At 70.7% G+C, this 22,053-nt stretch carries 21 protein-coding genes; 14 read left to right on the plus strand and 7 right to left on the minus strand.

All coding sequences use genetic code 11. From position 1 onward, the window contains the following. Window positions 1-76: 76 nt before the first annotated feature. Window positions 77-481, plus strand: coding sequence for a VOC family protein (locus tag ACFFHU_RS01950; protein ID WP_377335034.1), 405 nt, complete (start codon window positions 77-79; stop codon window positions 479-481). Window positions 482-582: 101 nt separating this feature from the next. On the opposite strand, the gene ACFFHU_RS01955 is transcribed toward ACFFHU_RS01950, so the two are convergent. After that, a complete protein-coding gene (locus ACFFHU_RS01955) occupies window positions 583-1,656 on the minus strand; it encodes a DNA cytosine methyltransferase (protein ID WP_377335036.1) in 1,074 nt (357 codons plus the stop codon). A gap of 77 nt (window positions 1,657-1,733) precedes the next feature. Continuing rightward, the gene (locus ACFFHU_RS01960; RefSeq protein WP_377335038.1) at window positions 1,734-2,552 is read right to left on the minus strand and encodes a type II restriction endonuclease; all 819 of its coding nucleotides are present in this window, start codon (window positions 2,550-2,552) and stop codon (window positions 1,734-1,736) included. Window positions 2,553-2,963: 411 nt separating this feature from the next. On the opposite strand from ACFFHU_RS01960, the gene ACFFHU_RS01965 reads away from it, so the two are divergent. The 4 genes from ACFFHU_RS01965 to ACFFHU_RS01980 are packed head-to-tail and all read left to right on the plus strand — an operon-like array spanning window position 2,964 to window position 6,181. Then, entirely contained in the window at window positions 2,964-3,383 is a 420-nt protein-coding gene (locus tag ACFFHU_RS01965) for a TOBE domain-containing protein (protein ID WP_377335039.1), read from the plus strand. A 30-nt stretch (window positions 3,384-3,413) separates the two neighbouring features. Continuing rightward, window positions 3,414-4,223, plus strand: a complete 810-nt coding sequence (modA, locus tag ACFFHU_RS01970; RefSeq protein WP_377335041.1) for a molybdate ABC transporter substrate-binding protein — start codon at window positions 3,414-3,416, stop codon at window positions 4,221-4,223. Further along, a complete protein-coding gene (locus tag ACFFHU_RS01975) occupies window positions 4,224-5,066 on the plus strand; it encodes an ABC transporter permease (protein WP_377335043.1) in 843 nt (280 codons plus the stop codon). It begins immediately after the preceding gene. Beyond that, window positions 5,063-6,181: an ABC transporter ATP-binding protein gene (locus ACFFHU_RS01980; RefSeq protein WP_377335045.1), complete on the plus strand. Its 1,119-nt coding sequence runs from the start codon at window positions 5,063-5,065 to the stop codon at window positions 6,179-6,181. The genes ACFFHU_RS01975 and ACFFHU_RS01980 overlap by 4 nt, the downstream gene beginning before the upstream one ends. Window positions 6,182-6,203: 22 nt before the next feature. Here the strand turns inward: ACFFHU_RS01980 and ACFFHU_RS01985 are convergent, their stop codons facing one another. Next, window positions 6,204-7,139 (minus strand): alpha/beta fold hydrolase, encoded by a 936-nt coding sequence (locus ACFFHU_RS01985; RefSeq protein ID WP_377335048.1) that lies wholly within the window; start codon window positions 7,137-7,139, stop codon window positions 6,204-6,206. A gap of 47 nt (window positions 7,140-7,186) precedes the next feature. On the opposite strand from ACFFHU_RS01985, the gene ACFFHU_RS01990 reads away from it, so the two are divergent. Next, window positions 7,187-8,146: a sigma-70 family RNA polymerase sigma factor gene (locus ACFFHU_RS01990; RefSeq protein ID WP_377335050.1), complete on the plus strand. Its 960-nt coding sequence runs from the start codon at window positions 7,187-7,189 to the stop codon at window positions 8,144-8,146. Here ACFFHU_RS01990 and ACFFHU_RS01995 read toward each other — a convergent pair. Continuing rightward, on the minus strand, window positions 8,057-8,434 hold the full coding sequence (locus ACFFHU_RS01995; protein WP_377335052.1) for a hypothetical protein: 378 nt from the start codon (window positions 8,432-8,434) through the stop codon (window positions 8,057-8,059). The genes ACFFHU_RS01990 and ACFFHU_RS01995 overlap by 90 nt on opposite strands. A gap of 157 nt (window positions 8,435-8,591) precedes the next feature. Between ACFFHU_RS01995 and ACFFHU_RS02000 the strand changes: the two genes are divergently transcribed. From ACFFHU_RS02000 to ACFFHU_RS02025, 6 genes are all read left to right on the plus strand, one after another. Beyond that, window positions 8,592-10,616: an ATP-binding cassette domain-containing protein gene (locus ACFFHU_RS02000; protein WP_377335054.1), complete on the plus strand. Its 2,025-nt coding sequence runs from the start codon at window positions 8,592-8,594 to the stop codon at window positions 10,614-10,616. 471 nt (window positions 10,617-11,087) lie between these two features. After that, window positions 11,088-13,367: a putative bifunctional diguanylate cyclase/phosphodiesterase gene (locus ACFFHU_RS02005; protein ID WP_377335056.1), complete on the plus strand. Its 2,280-nt coding sequence runs from the start codon at window positions 11,088-11,090 to the stop codon at window positions 13,365-13,367. A gap of 178 nt (window positions 13,368-13,545) precedes the next feature. Then, on the plus strand, window positions 13,546-14,997 hold the full coding sequence (locus ACFFHU_RS02010) for a non-reducing end alpha-L-arabinofuranosidase family hydrolase (RefSeq protein ID WP_377335058.1): 1,452 nt from the start codon (window positions 13,546-13,548) through the stop codon (window positions 14,995-14,997). A gap of 120 nt (window positions 14,998-15,117) precedes the next feature. Then, window positions 15,118-16,554, plus strand: a complete 1,437-nt coding sequence (locus ACFFHU_RS02015; RefSeq protein WP_377335060.1) for a non-reducing end alpha-L-arabinofuranosidase family hydrolase — start codon at window positions 15,118-15,120, stop codon at window positions 16,552-16,554. Window positions 16,555-16,779: 225 nt separating this feature from the next. Further along, window positions 16,780-17,532, plus strand: a complete 753-nt coding sequence (locus ACFFHU_RS02020) for an ABC transporter permease (RefSeq protein ID WP_377335062.1) — start codon at window positions 16,780-16,782, stop codon at window positions 17,530-17,532. Between the two features lie 79 nt (window positions 17,533-17,611). Then, window positions 17,612-18,175: a YkvA family protein gene (locus tag ACFFHU_RS02025; RefSeq protein WP_377335064.1), complete on the plus strand. Its 564-nt coding sequence runs from the start codon at window positions 17,612-17,614 to the stop codon at window positions 18,173-18,175. Between the two features lie 7 nt (window positions 18,176-18,182). Here ACFFHU_RS02025 and ACFFHU_RS02030 read toward each other — a convergent pair whose 3' ends face one another. Continuing rightward, window positions 18,183-18,680, minus strand: a complete 498-nt coding sequence (locus ACFFHU_RS02030; RefSeq protein WP_377335066.1) for a MarR family winged helix-turn-helix transcriptional regulator — start codon at window positions 18,678-18,680, stop codon at window positions 18,183-18,185. A gap of 40 nt (window positions 18,681-18,720) precedes the next feature. Here ACFFHU_RS02030 and ACFFHU_RS02035 point away from each other — a divergent pair, with 40 nt between their 5' ends. Further along, a complete protein-coding gene (locus ACFFHU_RS02035) occupies window positions 18,721-19,347 on the plus strand; it encodes a mycothiol-dependent nitroreductase Rv2466c family protein (protein ID WP_377335068.1) in 627 nt (208 codons plus the stop codon). A 251-nt stretch (window positions 19,348-19,598) separates the two neighbouring features. On the opposite strand, the gene ACFFHU_RS02040 is transcribed toward ACFFHU_RS02035, so the two are convergent. Beyond that, window positions 19,599-20,228 carry a hypothetical protein gene (locus ACFFHU_RS02040; protein ID WP_377335070.1) on the minus strand — a complete coding sequence of 210 codons (630 nt, stop codon included), beginning with the start codon at window positions 20,226-20,228 and terminating at the stop codon, window positions 19,599-19,601. 153 nt (window positions 20,229-20,381) lie between these two features. Between ACFFHU_RS02040 and ACFFHU_RS02045 the strand changes: the two genes are divergently transcribed. Further along, the gene (locus tag ACFFHU_RS02045) at window positions 20,382-21,044 is read left to right on the plus strand and encodes a hypothetical protein (protein ID WP_377335071.1); all 663 of its coding nucleotides are present in this window, start codon (window positions 20,382-20,384) and stop codon (window positions 21,042-21,044) included. A gap of 9 nt (window positions 21,045-21,053) precedes the next feature. On the opposite strand, the gene ACFFHU_RS02050 is transcribed toward ACFFHU_RS02045, so the two are convergent. Next, window positions 21,054-22,022, minus strand: coding sequence for an aldo/keto reductase (locus ACFFHU_RS02050; protein ID WP_377335073.1), 969 nt, complete (start codon window positions 22,020-22,022; stop codon window positions 21,054-21,056). Window positions 22,023-22,053 lie beyond the last annotated feature (31 nt).

The following is a 22,053-nucleotide window of genomic DNA, read 5'->3' on the forward strand; positions in this document are numbered from 1 at the left end:
GCGGGGCAACCGAAATTCGGCGCCGCCGCGGCCACCCGACCGGGCACCAGCCCTGCGCCCTGCGTACCGTGCGGGCATGACGCACGGGCCGGCCCGCTTCGGCGGGCGACGGGATGTTGTCCTCGCGGTGGTCCTCGACTGCGCGGACCTGGACCGGTCGGCGCGGTTCTGGTCGACCGTGCTCGGCTACGCCGCTCAGTCGGGGCCGCCGGGGCCCGGGCCCTACCAGCAACTCCTGCCGCCGGACGGGAACGGCGTCGAGCTGCTGCTGCAACGGGTCGCCGAGCCGAAGGCCACGAAGAACCGGATGCACCTGGACCTGCGCGTACCGGATCTGGCGGCCGAGGTGGCCCGGGTGCTGGCGGCGGGCGCGCGGCTGGTCACCGACCGTCCCGTCGAGGAGGACGGCTGGACCTGGCACGTGCTCGCCGACCCCGACGGCAACGAGTTCTGCGTGCTCCAGCCGCCGCGGGCAGCGTAGAAGCGCAGTCGTCTTAGCCCAAGGACTGGCCCATAGGAAGCGCCTCCACCTGCCTATGAGCAATGGGGAGCACGACCATCTGCCGTGGAGGCGCAGCCCATCTAAAGGTCTCGGATAGATTCGGCTACTCTCTGGGCGAGCAGCGGGGGAACGCTATTTCCGAGTTGAGCTTGGACGCTTCCACGCTTGCCAACGAATTCGAACCAGTCAGGGAAGGTAAAGAGGCGACGCAGCTCTGGGACACGCAGCCGTCGGTTCTCCCAATGAAATGGTCCAATATTTGGGCCCGGCTGCGCCTGAATTGTAGGCGAAGGCCTATCTGGATCCAGTTTCAAGAGGAACGACCAGAAACGCGACCGCCACCCGAACTTCGGCTCTGGGTGCCCCCTCTCCGCGGTGTAGTAGAGATAGTTGTCCCCGGGCGGGATCTCCGGGAGCAGTGCGCCATACTTGCCGTTGACAATTTCGCCTGGTTCGGGATCACAAATCAGGCCATCTAAAGCCTCTCCCGAGGTAACGTGCGGACGATTGCTATCACCGGTCGCTCTACGTTCCCACCTACCACCATGAGTCGGCTCCGGGTGCTGAGGAATCGGATTCCCCTTCTTAGCGCCAATTACAAAGAGACGCGGTCGCGCCTGCGGTACCCCATAGTCAGCCGCATGCAATACCTTGGCCACACAATCATAGCCAGCATCATCGATTTCGCTCAAAAGTCGTTCATACGCTGTCTTACTGGCCAGATTGTTGTATGTCAGAGCATACACATTTTCAAGGATAAACTTTTTCGGACAAGCCTCTCGAAGCACTCGCGTGTAGGCTTGGAGCAGGCTGGCGTCGGGATCCAAGCCCTTACGTTTCCATTCAAGCCAGAAGCCACTCTTACTAAAAGGGGTGCACGGAGGGCCGCCAACCAGAAGGTCCGGTCGCGCCTTGCCGCGCAGTCCAGCCGCCTTCAAGATGTCCTGCGTGGGTACATCCAAGATGTTGCTCCGGATCACTGGCCCAGGTAGCGTGAGGAAGTTTTTCTCCATCGTTGTGGCGGCATCCTCATCACGCTCCACCGCGGCCCGAACCTGGTATCCGGCGTCCTCCACACCCAAGTCAAGTCCGCCCGCTCCGGAGAAGAGACTGATTGCCACACCCGCGCCCGAGGCAGCTCTCTTGGAACTCATGTGCGAAGTTTGCCAGGAGGACCCGACAAAACCAAGTAGGCACGCAGGGTGACAGCGAGCACGACTCTCTGTACTCCTTAGTTGTCGACGACTGACCTGAGCCGGTCCAGCTCACTTGTTTGTTGCTGCACCAAACGTTGAAGGATATTGGAGACACTTGCGGATGTTTCAAATGGAAAGGCTCGCCAGTATCGATAGAACTCGGCCGCATTGTCAAATTCTCCTCGGCCCTCCCTAAGGCCCTCGATCGAATTCACCGCTCCAATATATTCGCGCGTTTTGGACGATCTCTTTTTGCTGGCGATCCGCCAAGGCTCATGTACAAGTATCTCGAGGTCGGTAACCCGTTCGTGTAGCATCTCGTCGAAAGTGTAGAGCACTACGACGTCAAGGTGGCCGGTGTAGTCATCGAACGGTCGAAATGTTCCAGGCCAGTGCAGCTTTGGCCACTTGAAGTATGTATTTCCCGTGTACAGCGTTATACGGGACTGCGTCCTGGGAAGGACCGTTCCCCTCTTGCCCTGGGCTCGCCTGGCAACCTTCACATCAACCGCGTAAACAGCGCCTCCGAACAGATTCCCCGAAATCTCTAGGTCCGGATATCCGCGTTCACTCCCTCGCCGAACAACAACCGAATCTTTTTCCCGAGCGGCTGCGGCAGCGATGAAGCCACTGATACTCACCTCGATCACGTTGGCCAGAGCGGCTGGTTCCTTTGGCAATGGGAGTAGATGCCCACGGGACGTAAGCGCCTTGGTCAACTCAGCCGGCGAGTGCGCCTGAAGGGGCCAGTTCGGATTGGGCGCTGCGGCCTGGTAAACACCACCGGCCTCGAACCTGTAGTACGAACAGACGCTTCTGAGCCAACGGAGGGGGTCTTGTTGTATCGGCTGCATGTGAAAGATCTAATCGTATAATGGGGATCTTGGATGCCCCGTACTCCGAGTGGCGCGGATGTTTCTTGCACAACCGGCGCGCCGTGCCCGGCGCGGGTGGCGCCGGTGAGTCGCACGTAAGGCCGGACGCGTCCGGAGGGCGGGCGGCGAGCCGGGCGTTGACCAAGGCCGCGCATCCTGGCCGTCTACGAGCACGCATGTCGTGCATGTCGGTGTCGCTTTGACCAGGCAAATCAAACACATTGACCTATAGGTTGACGCTGTCCGTCCGTCAGCTCGCCCCGGTCGATCGCAGCCTGTTCCGCGCTCATCCTCCGATGACGCAGCTGCGGCTCGGTTCTAGATATGGGGCAGTAGTTGCGAGGATGACTGCCTCTTTAGTGTCGCAGTTGCGCAAGCTAGGGTGTGGGGGTGACCGTGTTCCGGATTGGCGAGGCCGCCGAGTTGCTCGGGGTGAGCGTGGACACCGTGCGCCGCTGGGTCGACGCTGGCCGGCTGGCCGCCGGCCGGGACGAGCACGGCCACCGGGTGATCGACGGGGTCGAGCTGGCCGGGTTCGTCCGTGGCCAGGCCGGCGAGCCGGACGGCCGCTGGGAGGGGTCGTCGGCGCGCAACCGGCTGCGCGGCATCGTGACCGCGGTGCTCAAGGACACGGTGATGGCACAGGTGGACATCCAGGCCGGGCCGTTCCGGCTGGTGTCGCTGATGAGCCGGGAGGCGGTCGACGAGCTGGGCCTGCAGGTCGGCTCGGTGGCGGTCGCGGTGATCAAGTCGACCACGGTGGTGGTGGAGCGGTCCACCCCGGCCGCGAAGACCCGCGCCGGCGCCTGAGCGCGGGCGCCGTAGCTGGAGGAGGTACGGGTGGGCAGGCGTTTCGTTCGCACCGCGCTGGCCGGGTTGGCGGCCCTGACGCTGGCCGGCTCGGTCGGCTGCGGCAATGGCAACGGCACGGACACCGCGGCCTCCGCGCCGGGCGGCGCCGCCGGCTCCGGCGTGACCGGGACGGTGACGGTCTTCGCGGCGGCGTCGCTGACCGAGTCGTTCACCCGGATCGGCAAGGACTTCGAGGCGGCCAACCCGGGCACGACGGTCAAGTTCAACTTCGCCGGCAGTTCCGCGCTGGCCACCCAGATCGACCAGGGCGCGCCGGCCGACGTGTTCGCCTCGGCCGCGCCGAAGAACATGCAGACGGTCACCGACGCCGGCAACGGCGACGGCAGCCCCGCCACCTTCGTGAAGAACCAGCTGGTCATCGCCGTACCCAAGGGGAACCCGACGGGCATCCGGAGCCTCGCCGACCTGGCCCGGCCCGGGGTGAAGGTCGCGCTCTGCGCCCAGCAGGTGCCCTGCGGCGCCGCGGCCAGCAAGGTGCTCTCGGCGGCAAAGGTGACGGTCAGGCCGGTCACCCTGGAACAGGATGTCAAGGCCGCGCTGGCCAAGGTGAAGCTCGGCGAGGTCGACGCGGCCCTGGTCTACCGCACCGACGCCCGGGCGGCGGCCGCCAGCGTGGACGGGGTGGAGTTTCCCGAATCGTCCGGCGCCATCAACCCGTACCCGATCGTCGTGTTGAAGAAGGCGCCGAACCCGGCCGGCGCGCGGGCGTTCGTCGCCTACGTGCGGTCCGATCGCGGCATGGCGGTGCTGACCAGCGCCGGCTTCCAGGCGCCGTAGGTGGTCCGTACCGGCGCGGCGACGCGACCCGGGGCCGCCGGGCCGGCACCCCGCCGGCGCACCCAGCGGGCGCCGGCGGCGCTGTTGGCGCCGGCCCTGCTCGGCCTGCTGTTCCTGGTGCTGCCGCTGGCCGGTCTGGTGATCCGGGCGCCGTGGACCACCCTGCCGCGCCGGCTCGGCGAGCCGGGCGCGTTGACCGCGCTACGGCTGTCGTTGCAGACGGCCACCGCGGCCACCGGGCTCTGCCTGCTGCTGGGCGTGCCGTTGGCGTGGCTGCTGGCCCGGATGAGCTTCCCCGGCCGCCGGCTGATCCGCGCGCTGGTCACCGTGCCGCTCGTGCTGCCGCCGGTGGTCGGTGGGGTGGCGCTGCTGCTGGTCTTTGGCCGGCGGGGCGTGCTCGGCGGCTGGTTGGACGCCACCTTCGGCTTCTCGCTCCCGTTCACCACCACCGGCGTGGTGGTGGCCGAGGCGTTCGTGGCGATGCCCTTCCTGGTCATCGCCGTCGAGGGCGCGCTGCGCGGCGCCGACACCCGGTACGAGGAGGCCGCCGCCACCCTCGGCGCCGGCCGCTGGACCACCTTCACCCACGTCACCCTGCCGCTGGTGGCGCCGGGCGTCGCGGCCGGCGCCGTGCTGTGCTGGGCCAGGGCGCTGGGAGAGTTCGGCGCCACCATCACCTTCGCGGGCAACTATCCGGGCATCACCCAGACCATGCCGCTGGCCGTCTACCAGACCATCGAGGGCGGTGACCTGGCCGGCGCCGTGGTGCTCAGCCTGGTGCTGCTCACGGTGTCGGTGGCCATCCTGGCCGGCCTGCGCGACAAGTGGATCACCAGCGGATGACCGACGTCCGAACCGAGCCCGCCGCCGGTCCGCTGGTCGACGCGCGACTCACCGTCGACCGGGGAGCCTTCCGACTGGACCTGCCGCTGCGCATCGACGCCGGCGAGGTGGTGGCGCTGCTCGGCCCCAACGGCGCCGGCAAGACCACCGCGGTACGTACGCTGGCCGGCCTGCAACCGCTGACCGCCGGCCACCTCACCCTCGCCGGCCGGCCGATCGACCATCCCGAGCACCGGCTGTGGACGCCGGCCGAGCGCCGCGGAGTCGGGGTGGTCTTCCAGGACTACCTGCTGTTCCCGCACCTGAGCGCGCTGGACAACGTCGCCTTCGGGCCGCGCCGGCACGGCGCCGACAAGCGCGCCGCCCGGGAGCAGGCGGCTTGCTGGCTGGCCCGGGTCGGCCTCGCCGAGCACGGCCGCCGCAAGCCCCGGCAGCTGTCCGGCGGGCAGGCCCAGCGGGTCGCCCTGGCCCGCGCCCTGGCCGTCGAGCCCGCGCTGCTGCTCCTCGACGAGCCGCTCGCCGCGCTGGACGCCCGGACCCGGTTGGAGACCCGGGCGGAGCTGCACCGCCACCTCGCCGAGCATCCCGGCGCGGCCCTGCTGGTCACGCACGACCCGCTGGACGCCCTCGTGCTGGCCGACCGGCTCGTCATCATCGAGGACGGCCGGGTCGTCCAGGAGGGCAACGCCGCCACCATCACCGCGCAGCCCCGTACCGACTACGTGGCCCGGCTGGTCGGGCTCAACCTCTACCGCGGCCGCGCCGAGGGTCGGACCGTACGCCTCGGTGACGGGTTCGCGCTCACCGTGGCGGACTCCCTGCACGGCGACGCGTTCGTGGCCTTCCCGCCCGCGGCCGTGGCACTGCACCGGGGCCGGCCCGACGGCAGCCCGCGCAACGCCTGGCCGGCGGTGGTCGCCACCCTGCAACGCCACGGCGACAACCTGCGCGTCCAACTGGACGGCCCGCTCGCCGTGGCCGCCGACGTCACCCCGGCCGCGGCCGCCCAGCTCCAGCTGAGCACCGGCCAGCCGGTGTGGGCCGCGGTTAAGGCCGCCGAGACCCGCGCCTACCCGGCCGATCCCCGCGCCGGGGCGGGGGGATCGGCCGGGTGAAGCACCGGCCCCCGGTCGCCGGTCAGCGCTGCTCGTTCAGGAAGTTCAGGGTGGCCGCCGCGAACAGCGGGGACTCGGCCATGCTGTAGTGGGTGCAGCCGGGGATGATGGCCAGCGCGTGCCCGCCCTTGGGCCGGCCCTCGTTCATCCAGCCGCCGTCCCGCTGGCCGCCGTCCAGCAGCGCGAACACCTCGACGAAGTGGCTGGGCGGGGCCATGTCGGCGTCGCCCGCGACGATGAGGGTGGGCACCTGGAGACCGCGCACCAGGTCGGTGAAGTCGAAGTCCTTCGCCATCCAGGCGCCGACCTTGTCGAGCAGCCGGGGGAAGTCCTCCGGGCGCGGCGCCACCCGCTGGTACAGCTCGTACATCGGGGTTTCCTTCATGAACTCGGCGGCGGCCGCGTTCACCTGGCCCTGCTGGCCCCGGATCTCGGCGTACACGGCATCGGAACGGATGTAGGCGGACGCCGCCACGGCCCGGCCCACCTTGTCGGGATGGCGGGCGGCCACGTGCAGCGCCACCCCGCCGCCGACGGAGAAGCCCACCACGTCCGGCCGGTCCAGCCCCAGGTGGTCGATGAGCGCGGCCACGTCGTCCGCCAGGGACGCCAGGTCGAACGGCCGACCGATGTCGGCGGTCCGGCCGTGTCCCTGGAGGTCCGGCACGATCACCTGGTGCCGCTCCGCCAGCAGCGGCAGGACCGGACCGAACATCTCGCCCGATCCGAGGCCGCCGTGCAGCAGGATCAGTGGACGACCCGTGCCGTGCGTCTCGTAGTACAGGTGCAGGCCGTTGACGTCGGCGTACCGGCCGTTGTTCGGAGCCTCGCTCCGCCAGGTGGTGGTCATGGTGTCGCTCCTCTGGTCGTCGGTGCGGGCGATGGTGTCGTCGGTGCGGGCGATGGTGTCCTCGGTGCGGGTCATGCCGGTCAGACCCGGCATCCATGCAGAACTCATCGCCGCGGAGGAAGGAAAATGTCGGGCGGGCGGGTTAGTTTGGCCCGGTGACCGATACGGCAGCTGCCCTGGACGAGCCGGCTGAGCTGCGCCTGGAGGCATTCCGGGGCGAGCTCACGGCATACTGCTACCGGATGCTCGGCTCGGCGTTCGAGGCCGAGGACGCGGTGCAGGACACGATGATCCGGGCCTGGCGGGCCCTGGACCGGTTCGAGGGGCGGGCGGCGCTGCGGTCCTGGCTCTACCGCATCGCCACGAACGTCTGCCTCACCATGCTGGGCAGCGCGCAGCGTCGGGCCCGGCCCATGGACCTCGGGCCGCCCGGCACCGCACGCTCCGACCCGGGCGAGCCGCTGCCGGAAAACATCTGGCTGGGTCCGATCCCGGACGCTCGCCTCGCCGTGGGCGACCCCGCCGACGCAGCCGTGGCGCAGGAGTCGATCCGGCTGGCGTTCGTGGCCGCGCTGCAGCACCTGCCGGCGCGGCAGCGGGCCGTGCTGATCCTGCGGGAGGTGCTCGCCTGGTCGGCCGCCGAGGTGGCCGAGCTGCTCGACACCTCGGTGGCCTCGGTCAACAGCGCGCTGCAGCGGGCCCGGGCCACGCTGGCCGAGGCCGATCTGGGCGGGGACACCGCGCGCCCGATGGACCGGGAGCAGGCGCGGCTGCTGGACCGCTACGTGGCCGCGTTCGAGGGCTACGACATGGCCGGGCTCGCGGCGCTGCTGCACGAGGACGTGACGCTCAACATGCCGCCGCTGCCGCTCTGGCTGCGCGGCCACGCCGACATCCGGGACTGGATGCTGGGCACCGGCAGCGGTTGTCGCGGCTCCCGGCTGGTGCCCACGGTGGCGAACGGGATGCCCGCGTTCGGTCAGTACCGCACCACCGGCCCCTGGGCGCTGACCGTGCTCGACATCTCAGCCGGCCGGATCCGTACGATCAGCAACTTCCTCGACGTGGAGCGGCTGTTCCCGCTGTTCGGCCTTCCGCTGCGGTACGCCGGCTGACTCCACCGCGATCACCCCGTCGAGGCCGGTGAGCGCCAGCAGCTGGCCGAGCCGGTCATCCGGATCGCGGACCCGGATGTCCGCGCCGAACCGCCGCGCGGTCAGCCGCAGCCGGGCGATGGCCTCGACCACCACCATGCTGGGCGCCACGGTGCCGGGCAGCTCGAGGACGACCACGCCGAGGTATCCGCGCAGCAGCGCGGCCAGGCGGTCGCACAGCTCGGGGATGCCGGCCCGCGCCATGCCGGGGTCGAGGACCAGCACGGGCGGCGCCGGGTATTCATACACGTCGACTCCATCCGGTCGTGGCCGTCACCCGGTACGACCGACCGGACCGCCGGAACTCATCGCCGGCCGTCGAGAAATCCATGTCCCGGGCGGAAATGCCCACGGAAACGGCACGTCACGACACGTGATCGCGCGGTCACCGCCTTACCGTGTGGATATGCCCTCCGGACCCCTCGAATCCGCCGCGCCGGGCCGGGCGTCGGTGCTGCCAGAGTTGCGGGAAATGTGGTGGGAGACCGGCGTACGCGCGCGGGCCCAGGCCGGCCTGCTCGCCGTGCTCGCCGAGCTGCCCCGGCTGGTCATCGCGGCGGTCTCGGCGAGCTGGCGCGCCGACCGCACCCGTACCGCGGTGGTGGCCGGGACCACCGTGGGCGCCGGGGTGATGTCGGCCTTCGGGCTGCTGGCCACCCAGCGGGTGCTGGTGGAGCTGTTCGCCGGCGGACCGACCGCCGACAAGGTGCTGGCCGCGCTGCCCGCGCTGGTCACCCTGGCCGCGGTCACCGTGCTGCGCGCCGGGATGGCCGCCGCCATGGGGTACGCGGAGAACGGTCTGACCCCCAAGGTCGACCGGGAGGTGGAGCGACGCCTGTTCGAGGTGACCACCGCGGTGCGGCTGGAGGCGTTCGACGCGGACGCGTTCGCCGACGACATGGAACGCGCCGCCAACGGCGCCGACTCCACCACGGGGCTGGTGCAGGCGTCGATGAACCTGCTCGCCGGCCTCGCCGGGCTGCTCGCCGTCACGGTCGCGGTCGTGGTGATCCACCCGCTGTTGCTGCTGGCCCTGCTCGTGGCCACCCTGCCCAACGCCTGGGCCGCGCTGCGCGCGGGGCACCTGCGTTACCAGACCTATGCGGCCGGCTCGGTCCGGCGCCGCCGCCTCTGGCTGCTGCACCGGCTGATGGCCGAGCGGGACTCCGCCCCCGAGCTGCGGTCGTACGGCCTGCGGGCCTTCCTGCTGGACCAGTACGACCGCGTCATGGGGGTGGAGACCGGCATCCAGCTCGCGCTGGCCCGCCGGGTCACCACGACCACCACGGTGGGCGCGATGATCGGCGGCGTGGCCACGGCCGTGGTCTACGTGCTGCTCGGCCTGCTGCTCATCGGCGGGCAGATCCCGCTGGCCGCGGCGGCCACCTGCGTCATCGCCGTCCAGTCGGCGCACCGCTCGCTGTCCGTGGTGACCTACCAGATCGACCGCGTCTACACGGAGGGCCAGCACTTCGGCGACTACACCGGCTTCATGGCCCGGGCCGCCGCCTACCTGCCCGGCCCGGCGGGCCCGACGGCGGCCGGCGGACCGGGCCCGGCAGCCGGCGGGGCGGGATTGCCGGCGGCGGTCCCGCCAAGCCCGGCGAGGGCCGGCGGGACGGCCGACCGGCTGCGGGAGATCGTCGTGGAGGGGGTCAGCCTGCGCTATCCCGATCGGGACGGCCCGGCCGTCGACGGGGTCAGCCTGACCATTCGCCAGGGACAGACGGTGGCCTTCGTCGGCGAGAACGGCTCCGGGAAGTCGACCCTGGCCGCCATGATCGCCACCCTCCGCTGCCCGACCGGCGGGACCATCCGGTACAACGGGCGGCCGGCGGCCGAGTGGGACGCCGACGCCCTCCGGGCCCGGATCGCGGTGGTGACGCAGGAATACCACAAGTGGCCGTTCACCGCCGCCACCAACATCGCCATCGGCGATGTCGGCACCGAACCGCGGCAGGACCGGATCGAGGCCGCCGCCGCCCGCGCCGTCGCGCACGAGATGATCCGCGAGCTGCCACACGGGTACGAGACGCTGCTCGACCGGACCTTCGCCGGCGGCCAGGACCTGTCCGGTGGCCAGTGGCAGCGCATCACGGCCGCGCGCGGCTTCCTCCGGGAGGCCGACCTGCTCATCATGGACGAGCCGTCCTCCGCGCTCGACCCGCGCGCCGAGGATGCCCTCTTCCAGGCCATCCGGGACCGCCGCGGCCGGGCCACCACGATCCTCATCACGCACCGGCTCGCCAACGTGCGGCACGCCGACCGGATCTACGTCCTGCACCACGGCCGGCTCGTCGAGGCCGGCGCCCACGACCAGCTCATGGCCGAGGACGGCCGGTACGCCGAGCTGTTCACCCTGCAGGCCGCCGGCTACGACTCGGCCCGGAGCACCGTGGCGCCCGCCCCCCGGCGGGCCAACTCCGGCTGACCGTGGCCGCGCTCAGCCCGGGCCGGCGCCACGAGCGGCTGGATTTATCCACCAGTACGACGACGACAACGGCATCGACCAGGTATTCGACACGGAGGGCGGCCATTCTTGAAATGGCTGGGGAAAGCCCTACGGGCGACGTCCGCGTGTCCTTACCGTCAGACATCCGACATCCACCGGCTCGGCCACCATCTGCCGCGGTGACGCCAACTCGGATCGATGACGCAATGCGAGCCCCTTCCCTGGATCCGGCTATGAAGGACAGATAATTCCAGGTCAGCGCGTTGTGCATGGGATGCGTCGATAGCATCGGGTGCAGGTATCGGTGAATTTCGAACGTTCGGGTGAGACTCCGTCCACAATTTACCGGTTATTGTCGAGGCCGTGACGCGAGAGGCGCTTCCGTCAGCGGTGAGTTCCGCGACCGATGTCGCCGGTACGAGGGATTGCCAGGTCACCCGACGATATGTATTGGCGACGGTCGCCGTGTCCGCGGCCGGCACCGGATGGTACGCGGCGTACCGCACCGTCGGGGCCGGCACCGAGGCGCTGGCGTACCCGTTCGTCCCGGTCGGCGGCGCGCTTGCTACCGCGTCCGTCCTGCACCTGCTCCGCGCCGGCCGGCTCGCCCCGGTCGCACGACGGTTCTGGCGTGCCCTGCTCGTCGCGGCGGGCGTGATCACGATCGGCTACGGGTGGCTGGCGGTGGACATGCTGACGCACGCCGCGGAGGCCCGTACCCGCAGCATGCCGGTGCCGGCCGCGGCCTGCGTGGCCTTCGGGTTCGGCGTGGCCATCTGGGCGGTGGCCCGGGTGCCGGTCGTGCCGACCGGCGGGGTCGAGTGGTGGCGCATGGCGCTCGACCGGACGATCGCGTTCCTCGGCTGCGCGACGGTGCTGTGGTACGGCGGGCTGGCCCCGATGCTGTCCGCCCGCGAGCCATGGAGCCGGCAGGCCATGGTGCTGGTCGGGCTGGGATTCCTGGTGGCGGCCGGTGCGGCCACCAAGGTGTCCTATGTCGGCGACGGCCCGGTCGACCGGGTCGCCCTCCGGCTCATCGCCGCCAGCGGCGGCCTCACCGCGGGCATCGTGGCGGTGCTGGCGGCCCGGTTCGGGTACGCGGCCGGCATCCCGGCCCAGGCGATCGTGATGCCGTTGACCCCGGTGCTCACCGCATTGGGCGTCCGGGCGCAGCGGCGGGCCGATCTGGGGCTTCGCCGCGACACCGGCCGCGGCGGCATGCTGCTGCCCTATCTGGCCATGGCGGCGGTCGATGTGCCGCTGGTGGCGGTGGCGTTCGGCGAGCCGCTGAGCCGGCCGGTCCGGGTTGTGCTGCTCGCGGCCGTGGTGGTGACCGTGCTGGTCGGTGCGCGGCAGTTCATCGCGTTCCGGGAGAACGCCCGGCTGCTGCGGAACACGCGCCTTCAGGAGGAGAAGCTTCAGTACGAGGTCAGCCACGACGCGCTCACCGGCCTGGCCAACCGGGCACTGTTCCGGCAGCGGCTCGCGGTCGCGCTGGCCTCGCCGGCGCGGACCTCGGTGCTGCTGGTCGACCTGGACGACTTCAAGACCGTCAACGACCTGCTCGGCCATGGCGTCGGGGACCGGTTGCTGGTCTCCGTGGCGGGGTTGCTGCGCGCCGAGGTCGGCGCGGACGGCCTGCCGGTGCGGGTGGCCGGCGACGAGTTCGCGGTCCTGCTCACCGGCGCCGGGGCCGAGCCCGAGGAGTTGGCCGGCCGGTTGCTGAGGGCGCTCAACCACCCGATCAGCGAGCATCGACTGTTGGTGCAGGCCAGCATCGGCATCGCGGCGGCCGCGCCCGGCGCCACCGTCGACTCGGTGCTGCGGGACGCCGACGTGGCGATGTACACGGCCAAGCAGCGCGGCAAGGCGGGCTTCGTGCGGTACGAGGACGGCATGGGGGAACCGGTGCTGGCGCACATGCAGCTCGGCGGCGAGTTGCGGCGAGGACTGGACAACGACGAGTTCCGGGTGGTCTACCAGCCGATCCTCCGGCTCGACAACAACCGGCTGATCGGCGTCGAGGCGCTGGTGCGCTGGCATCACCCGACGCGGGGCGTCATCGGGCCGGCCGAGTTCATCCCGGCGGCCGAGCGGACCGGCCTGATCGTGCCGTTGGGCCGGTTCGTGCTGCGCGAGACCTGCCGCCAGGCGGCCGCCTGGTCCGCGGAGTTCGGTGCCGACGCGCTGGAGGAGGCGGGACTCAACGTCTCCGCCCGGCAACTCCATGATCCCGACTTCGTGGCCGACGTGACGGAAGCGCTCACCGACAGCGGCCTGCCCTGTGAGCGGCTGGTGCTCGAAGTGACCGAATCGGCTGTGCTGCGGGGTCAGCAGGTCTCCCGGACGCTGTTCGAACTCGATCGGATGGGGATCCGGCTGTCCCTGGACGACTTCGGCACCGGCGAATCCTCGCTGAGCCTGCTGCGCGCGTTTCCCGCAGCCATCGTGAAGCTCGACAAGTCGTTCGTGGACGGCATCGAGATCGATGACGGCCAGCCAGCCGCTGCCGACGCCCGTCGGGCGGTGGCTCGGGCGGTGATCCAGCTCGCCCACGCGCTCCGGCTGGACACGGTCGCCGAGGGAATCGAGAGCGCCGAACAGGCGGCCGTGCTTCGCGAACTGGGTTACACCCGGGGCCAGGGTTATCACCTGGCCCATCCGATGACCGCCGAGGGCGTGTCCCACCTGCTGGCCGGCCAGCAGACCATGGCCGCCGCGGACCGCTGAGCGAGCCGCCGGCGCTGCCGAGGAGCGCTCGGCCGCCCGGACCGCCCGGCTAGCGATCGATGGCTATGTATTGAAGATGTGGGAGCGCTCCCGTAACATACCTGACACTCTTGTTAACGCTCACATCCAGCGATCTTCGACAATGCGCACGGCTGTTGTGCCGTCGGGAGGGTGCTTCATGGCCAGATTCAGAGCGAGCAATGTCTTTCTGGTGCCGGCCGGCGTCATGCTGCTGGCGTCGGCCGGCGTCACGGTGGCGCTGCCGGCCGGCGCCGCCACCACGGGATGTGCGGTGGACTATGCCGTGTCGTCGCAGTGGCAGGGCGGCTTCGGCGCCAACGTCACCGTCACCAATCTCGGCGACGCGGTGTCCAGCTGGACGCTGACCTGGTCGTACAGCGCCGGGCAGACGGTGACGCAGTTCTGGAACACCGCGCTGACCCAGAGCGGTTCCGCGGTCACCGCGAAGAACGTGAGCTACAACGGCTCGATCCCGACCAACGGCTCGGTGTCGTTCGGCTTCAACGGGTCCTGGACCAGCAGCAACCCGTCGCCCACGACCTTCGCCCTGAACGGCGTGACCTGCACCGGCAGCCCGGTGCCCAGCAGCGCCCCGCCCACCACGGGGCCGACGACCCCGCCGCCGAGTTCCCCGCCGCCGAGCAGCCCGCCACCGAGCAGCCCGCCGCCCAGTTCTCCGCCCCCGAGCAGCCCGCCGGGCAACTGCTCGCTGCCCTCGTCGTACCGGTGGACCTCGACGGGCCCGCTGGCCACGCCGAAGTCCGGGTGGGTGTCGCTGAAGGACTTCACCAACGTGGTCTACAACGGCAAGCACATCGTGTACGCCACGACGCACAACACCGGTTCGGGCTGGGGTTCGATGGCCTTCAGCCCCTTCGCCAACTGGTCGGACATGGCAACCGCCACGCAGACCGGGATGAACTCCGGCACCGTGGCGCCGACGCTGTTCTACTTCGCTCCGAAGAACGTCTGGGTGCTGGCGTACCAGTGGGGCGGAACCGCCTTCTCGTACCGCACCTCGACCGACCCCACGAACCCCAACGGCTGGTCGGCGCAGCAGACCCTGTTCACCGGCAGCATCTCCGGGTCCGGCACCGGCCCGATCGACCAGACGCTGATCGGGGACGGGCAGAACATGTACCTGTTCTTCGCCGGGGACAACGGCAAGATCTACCGGGCGAGCATGCCGATCGGCAATTTCCCGGGCAGCTTCGGCTCGAACTACACCACCATCATGAGCGACTCCACGAACAACCTCTTCGAGGCCGTCCAGGTCTACAAGGTCGGTAACCAGAACCAGTACCTGATGATCGTGGAATCGATCGGTTCGCAGGGCCGCTACTTCCGGTCGTACACGGCCTCCAGCCTGAGCGGTTCGTGGACCCCGCAGGCGACCAGCGAAAGCAACCCGTTCGCCGGCAAGGCCAACAGCGGCGCCACCTGGACCAACGACATCAGCCATGGCGATCTGGTCCGGAACAACCCCGACCAGACCATGACCATCGACCCGTGCAACCTGCAACTGCTCTACCAGGGGCGGGCCACCAACTCCGGCGGCGACTACGGCCTGCTGCCGTACCGGCCGGGCCTGCTCACCCTGCAACGCTGACCGCTCCACCCGGGTCGGCCCGAACGGCCCGACCATCGCAAGCACCGGCATACGCCGAGGCGGATGGTTCAACGATCTACCTGAATGCGTAGGCCGCCAGTCCCCCAGGAAGGGTGCGTTATGAGCAGATTCAGAGCGACGAGGGTCGGCCTGGTGTCGGCCGGCGCCGCGATGCTGGCATTGCCGGCGGTCATGGCGTTGCCGGCCTCCGCCGCCACCGCCGGCTGTTCGGTCAACTATGCCGTGTCGTCGCAGTGGCAGGGCGGCTTCGGCGCCAACGTCACCATCACCAACCTCGGCGACGCGCTGTCCAGCTGGACGCTGACCTGGTCGTTCAGCGCCGGGCAGACGGTGCAGCAGGCGTGGAACACGACGTTGACCCAGAGCGGTTCGGCGGTCACGGCGAAGAACGTGAGCTACAACGGCTCGGTGCCGACCAACGGCACGGTGTCGTTCGGCTTCAACGGGTCCTGGACCAGCAGCAACCCGTCGCCGACGAGCTTCGCCCTCAACGGCGTGGCCTGCACGGGTAGCCCGGTGCCGACCAGCGCGCCGCCCACCACGGGTCCGACCTCGCCGCCGCCGACCAGCGCGCCGCCGACGACCCCGCCGCCCACCAGCGCCCCGCCGACGAGCAACCCGCCGGGCAACTGCTCGCTGCCGTCGTCGTACCGGTGGACCTCGACCGGCTCACTCGCGAACCCGAAGAACGGGTGGGTGTCGGTGAAGGACTTCACCAACGTGGTCTACAACGGCAAGCACCTGGTGTACGCCTCGGACGTCAACTCGTCCGGCTCGTACGGGTCGATGGCGTTCAGCCCGTTCACCAACTGGTCGGACATGGCCTCGGCCGGGCAGACCGGCATGTCTCAGGGCACGGTGGCGCCGACGCTGTTCTACTTCGCCCCGAAGAACATCTGGGTGCTGGCCTACCAGTGGGGTCAGTACCCGTTCATGTACAAGACCTCCAGCGACCCGACCAACCCCAACGGCTGGTCGGCCGCGCAGCCGCTGTTCACCGGCAGCATCTCCGGCTCCGGCACCGGGCCGATCGACCAGACGCTGATCGGGGACGGGCAGAACATGTACCTGTTCTTCGCCGGGGACAACGGCAAGATCTACCGGGCCAGCATGCCGATCGGCAACTTCCCCGGCAGCTTCGGCTCGAACTACACCACGATCATGAGCGACTCCACGAACAACCTCTTCGAGGCCGTCCAGGTCTACAAGGTGGCCAACCAGAACCAGTACCTGATGATCGTGGAATCGATCGGTTCGCAGGGCCGCTACTTCCGCTCCTACACCGCCAGCAGCCTGAGCGGTTCCTGGACGCCGAACGCGACCAGCGAGAGCAACCCGTTCGCCGGCAAGGCCAACAGCGGCGCCACCTGGACCAACGACATCAGCCACGGTGACCTGGTCCGCAACAACCCCGACCAGACCATGACCATCGACCCGTGCAACCTGCAACTGCTCTACCAGGGCAAGGCGCCCAACGCCGGCGGCGACTACAACCTGCTGCCGTGGCGACCCGGCCTGCTCACCCTGCAACGCTAGGAATGTGACCGCAAGCGGCGGGCCCGACCGTGCGGTCGGGCCCGCCCCTGTTTGCTTGGCGCGCGATCCACCCGCCCGAAGACGTCGGCGTTCGCCCTCCACTGGGCCCAGCGCGTCGGCCCCGGGACCGCCGCCGACGGCGCCGCAGCCCGCGAAGGCACCCGGGTGACGGGGTGGCCGGAGGCCGGCACGGTGCGGCAGCCCGCGACCGGCGAGAATACGTCGGTGAGCGGCACGTCGATCAGCATCGGTCCAACCCTGCTGGGGGTCCTGGTGGCGTTGACCGGGCTGGCGGCCGCGGTGATGTGGTGGGCGCGGCTCGGGCCGGGCCTGCCGGTGGTCGGCGCGGCCGCGCGCGCCGTGCTGCAGCTCGGCGCGGTGTCGCTGATCATCGTGGCGGTCCTGGCCTCCTGGTGGAGCACCTGCGCCTTCATCGTCGTGATGTACGTGGTGGCCACGGTCACCTCGGCCCGCCGGATCGGCGCCACGGGCGTCCGGTGGGCGGTCGCCGCGCCGGTGGGACTCGGAGTGCTGCCCGCGCTGGGGCTGCTGCTGGCCAGCCGGGTGTTCCCGCTGACCCCGTTGGCCGTGCTGCCGACCGCCGGCATCCTGATCGGCGGGGCGATGACCGCCACCAGTCTGGCCGGACGGCGGGCGTTGGACGAGCTCCGCACCCGGCACGGCGAGTACGAGGCCGGCCTCGCGCTCGGGTTCACCGAACGCGACGCGGTGTTGGAGGTGTGCCGGCCGGTCGCCGGGCAGGCGCTGATCCCCGCGCTCGACCAGACCCGTACGGTCGGGCTGGTGACGCTGCCCGGCGCGTTCGTCGGGGTGGTGCTGGGCGGCGGAAGCCCGGTCCAGGCGGGCGCGACCCAGGTCCTCATCCTCATCGCGCTGCTCGCGGTGGAGGCGATCGCGATAGCGGTCACCGTCGAGTTGATCGCCTGGGGTCTCCTGCGGCGCTCAGGCGTGGCCTGACCGGCGACAGCGTGGCAGGCTGACGGCGGAATCACCGCGGGGACGGGACGCCGCGCGGTCGCGGAGGGGAGGCGGCGGCATGCCGTGGTGGGCACAGGCCCTGATCGGCGTCGGGATCGGCCTCCTGGCCGTCTGGGTCGCCCTGGTGGTCGCGCTCCTGGTCGCCAGGCCGACCACGGCGCACCTGCGCGAGGCCGTACGCCTGCTCCCGGACCTGCTGCGGCTGCTCCGCCGCCTGGCCGCGGACCGCACCCTGCCGCGGGCCGTCCGGATACGCCTCGGCCTGTTGCTGGCCTACCTCGCCATCCCGATCGACCTGATCCCCGACTTCATTCCCGTGCTCGGCTATGCCGACGACGCCATCATCGTCATCGTCGCCCTGCGCTCCACCGTCCGCCGCGCCGGCCTCGGCGCCGTCCGCGCGCACTGGCCGGGCACCGACGACGGCTTCGCCGCCCTGTGCCGGCTCGCCGGGCTCACCCCTCCCGCCGCGCCGCACCAGCCGAGCGGCCGGGCAGGTCGGCGGGAAGCGACCCAGGCGTACGGAGCCGATCTGCGCCACCGATCCGCCGAACAGGTCGAGGGGGATCGGGCGTTGATCGAAGCCAGCAACGACGTCGCCCTGCGCGACTCGCAGTGGTGAGCAGGCTTCAGGGGCCGGCGGTACGGAGCAACGTGGCCAGCAGTCGCTCGAGCGTCCGGCGATCGCCGTCGGTCAGCTCACGGAGGATGGCCGCTTCGTTGGCCAGATGTTCCTCGATGAGCCGGTCCGTCATCGTCACCCCGGCCGGCGTCAGCCCCACGAGCCGGCCCCGCGCGTCGGCGTCGGCCACCGAGCGCGACACCAGACCGCGGGCGATCAGCCGGTCCACCCGCTTGGTCACCGCCCCTGTGGTGACGAGCATCCGCTGGCTCAGCTGACCGGCCGTGAGCGTGTACGGCTCCCCCTCCCGGCGGAGCGCCGCCAGCACGTCGAACTCGCCGTTGCCGAGTTCCGCCGCGGCGAACGGCGGCCGCAGGACCGCGTCGAGCACGTCGGCCAGGCGCTGGATCCGACCGACGATCAGCAGCGGGCTCGGGTCGAGGTCGGGCCGCTCGCGACGCCACTGCGCGACAATCTCGGCGAGGTGATCGTGGTCCTGGGACACGGTTTGCAGCTTACCTTCCACGGAAGCTAGTTTATCTTCCATGGAAGATAAGCTCACGGCGGCGCCCACGCCGCTGGTGACGGCGTACGTGGACCCGTCCTGCCCGTTCGCCTGGATCACGTCGCGCTGGCTCATGGAGGTGGCGCGGCTGCGTCCCATCACCCTGCGGTACGAGGTGCTGAGCCTCGCCGTTATCAACGAGCATCGCGAGCTGGAGCCCTGGTACCGCGCCTTCAACGACCGGGCCTGGGGACCGGCGCGGGTGTGCGTGGCGGCGGCCAGCCAACATGGCCCCGCCGCTCTCGCCCGGCTCTACCCGGCGCTCGGCCGCCGGATCCACGACGGCGGCAACAAGGACTTCGACGTGGTCATCCCGGCGGCGCTGGCCGAGGCGGGCCTGCCGGCCGACCTGGCCGATGCCGCGCACCGCAGCGACGTCGACCCGGAGATGCGGGCGAGCACCGCCCGCGCCCAGCAGCTCGTGGGTGAGGAACTCGGCACCCCGACGATCGTCGTCGACGACGTGGCCTTCTTCGGACCGGTGCTCACCTCGATCCCCCGCGGTGCCGAGGCGCTGCGCGTCTTCGACGGCGCTCGCCTGCTTGCCGGGTGCCGCGCGTTCTCCGAGCTCAAGCGGGCTCGGGGCGGCGACCTCAGCTTCGCCTGAGCCGACCTGACCGCGCCGACCCGACCCGCGCCGCCCGGTCGTCATCGGCGCTTAGGTGGTCATGGATCGTCGATGGCTCGGGGCTGCCGGCGCCGTCGGGGGCGCCGCGACCGGCTGGCCGCGGCACCTCCGGGAGCCGGCCGCTCAGTTAGCGGTCGCCGCCCGCCACCGGCAACCAACGGCCGACACGGCACGTCCGGACACCGGCCGAAACGGTACGTGTCCGACCACGCCCGACGCGGTACGTCCGGTCACCGGCACGCGGGCAGGTGCAGGGCCTCCACATAGCCCCAGCGGCCGGCGGCCGGCGCGTAGCCGAGGATCCACGCCTTCGCGGAGTGGTGCCCGCAGGTCGCGGTCGTGATCTCGAAGCGGTCGCCGCCCCGCAGGTTGCCGATCGCGAACGACTGGGGCGCGCTGCGGAGGGTGCCGACCGATGTCAGGTGAATCGTCTTGACCCGCCGCTTTCCCTGGTGGGCGGCGGACGTCGGGACCGCCTTCACCGCCCCGCTGCCGCCGACGGCCCGCAGGTTGCCGAGCCGGGTGGTCCCGCTGTAGGCGTACGGGTCCTTCAGGCAGGAGCGGGCCACGAACACCCAGTGCGTCTCACCGGCGTTGGTGTGGTCCAGCACCATCGCGTACGAGCCGCGGGTGTACCGGACGCCGACCGGGGGGCGCTTGGGGTTGTGGGTCCGGTGGATCGCCCAGGTCCGGTCCGGCACGCCCCCCTTGGGGTAGTTCGCGTGCGCGGTGCAGCTCTCCGCCCTGAGATCGGTGCCGTGGGTGTAGACCGGCTTGGCCGAGGCGGGTGACGCGACCGCGAGCGCGGCCGTCACCGCCCCGATGGTCAGCCCGGCAAGAATTCGGATGCTCCGGTACATGGGGTACCTCCCCTGTCTCCACTGCCCCGGCGCCATGCCGGGCATCGACAGATCTACGTGTCCGGCGAGGCGTCCGGCTAGGCTCTCGGACGGTCCCGGACAAGCCCGGTCACCCCGGTGGCGGCGGGTTGCCGGGGCAGCGAGAGGAGCGCGATGTCCGAGGGGAACCCGTCTTCGACGCCGGACCGGCGCGAGGATTTCGTCGCCGACCTGTCGCGGCTGGTCAGAGCGGCCGGCTTCACCATTCGTCCCCTGGCCGGCCGGGTGGGCGAGCCCAAGAGCACCGTTGCGGACGCGCTCCGCGTCGGCCGCTGGCCCAGGCGTGACCTCGTACTGAAGATCGTGCAGGCGTGCGACGGGGACCGGGCGGAATGGGCGGCCCGGTGGGGTCGGCTGAACGCGGCGGACCCGCCGGGCAAAGCGGACCCGGGCCGCGGGACTTCGCCCGGCAGCGGCGCCGGCACCGGCGCCCGCGCCGGCCCCGGCCGCCGCCGGTTGGTCATCGCGGGCGTTCTGGTCGCCGCCTGTCTGGGGGCGGGCGGCGTCGGCTGGACCATGGCCGCGCACCGGACCGCGTCATCTCGGCCGGGCTCGTGCCAGACCGCCACCCGGCACCGGATCGACCGGGCGGGCAACCTGCTCGACGCCGAGCACCGGATCATCGCGACGACCAACACGGCCGACGTCTTCTACGTGACCAGGCCCAACGCCGCCCCGTACACCGGCCGCCACTACGGCCGGCTGGAACGGACCGGTCAGTGGGGGTACGTGGACACCGCGAAGCTGGGACCCGGGACGCCGGCCTGCGTGAGCTGAGCCGCGAGTTCAGTGGCCCTGGATGGGGCGCGGAGTGTACGGCTCCTCGAGCAGCGCGACCTCCTCGTCGGTCAACTCGATGTCCAGCGAGGCGACGGCGTCGTCCAGGTGCTCGGGCCTGGTGGCTCCCACGATCGGGGCCACCACCGCCGGGTGCCGGGACACCCAGGCCAGCGCCACCTGGGCCCGGGACACCCCGCGCTGTTCGGCCACCTTCGCGACCTGATCGACGATGACCCGGTCGCCGTCCTGATAGAGCGTCCTGCCGAACTGGTCGGTCCCGCTGCGCGCCGTGGTGGCGTCCCAGTCGCGGGTCAGCCGGCCGCGCGCCAGCGGACTCCACGGGATGACGCCGATCCCCTCGTCCGCGCAGAGCGGCAGCATCTCCCGCTCCTCCTCGCGGTAGAACAGGTTGTAGTGGTTCTGCATGGTGGCGAACCGGGTCCAGCCGCCCAGGTCGGCCACGCGCAGCGCCTTCGCGAACTGCCAGGCGTACATCGACGAGGCGCCGACGTACCGCGCCTTGCCGGCCTTGACCACGTCGTGCAGCGCCTCGACGGTCTCCTCGATCGGAACGGCCGGATCCCACCGGTGGATCTGATAGAGGTCGACGTAGTCGGTGCCCAGCCGGCGCAGGCTGTGGTCGATCTCGGTCATGATCGCCTTGCGGGACAGCCCGGCGCCGTTCGGGCCCAGTCGCATCCGGCCGTGCACCTTGGTGGCCAGCACGATCTCGTCGCGGTTGGCGTACTCGTGAAGCGCCCGCCCGACGATCTCCTCGCTGCTGCCGGCCGAGTAGACGTTGGCGGTGTCGAAGAAGTTGATCCCGGCGTCCAGCGCCCGCTTGAGGAACGGCCGGCTGGCCGCCTCGTCCAGGGACCACTCGTGATTGCCCCGGTCCGGCTCGCCGTAGCTCATGCAGCCCAGGCAGATCCGGGACACGTCCAGGCCGGTGGCGCCCAGCTTCACGTACTCCATCAGGTTTTCTCTCCCAGGTGGCCGCGGTGGT

Source organism: Plantactinospora siamensis (genome assembly GCF_042434095.1).
GTDB lineage: Bacteria > Actinomycetota > Actinomycetes > Mycobacteriales > Micromonosporaceae > KBS50.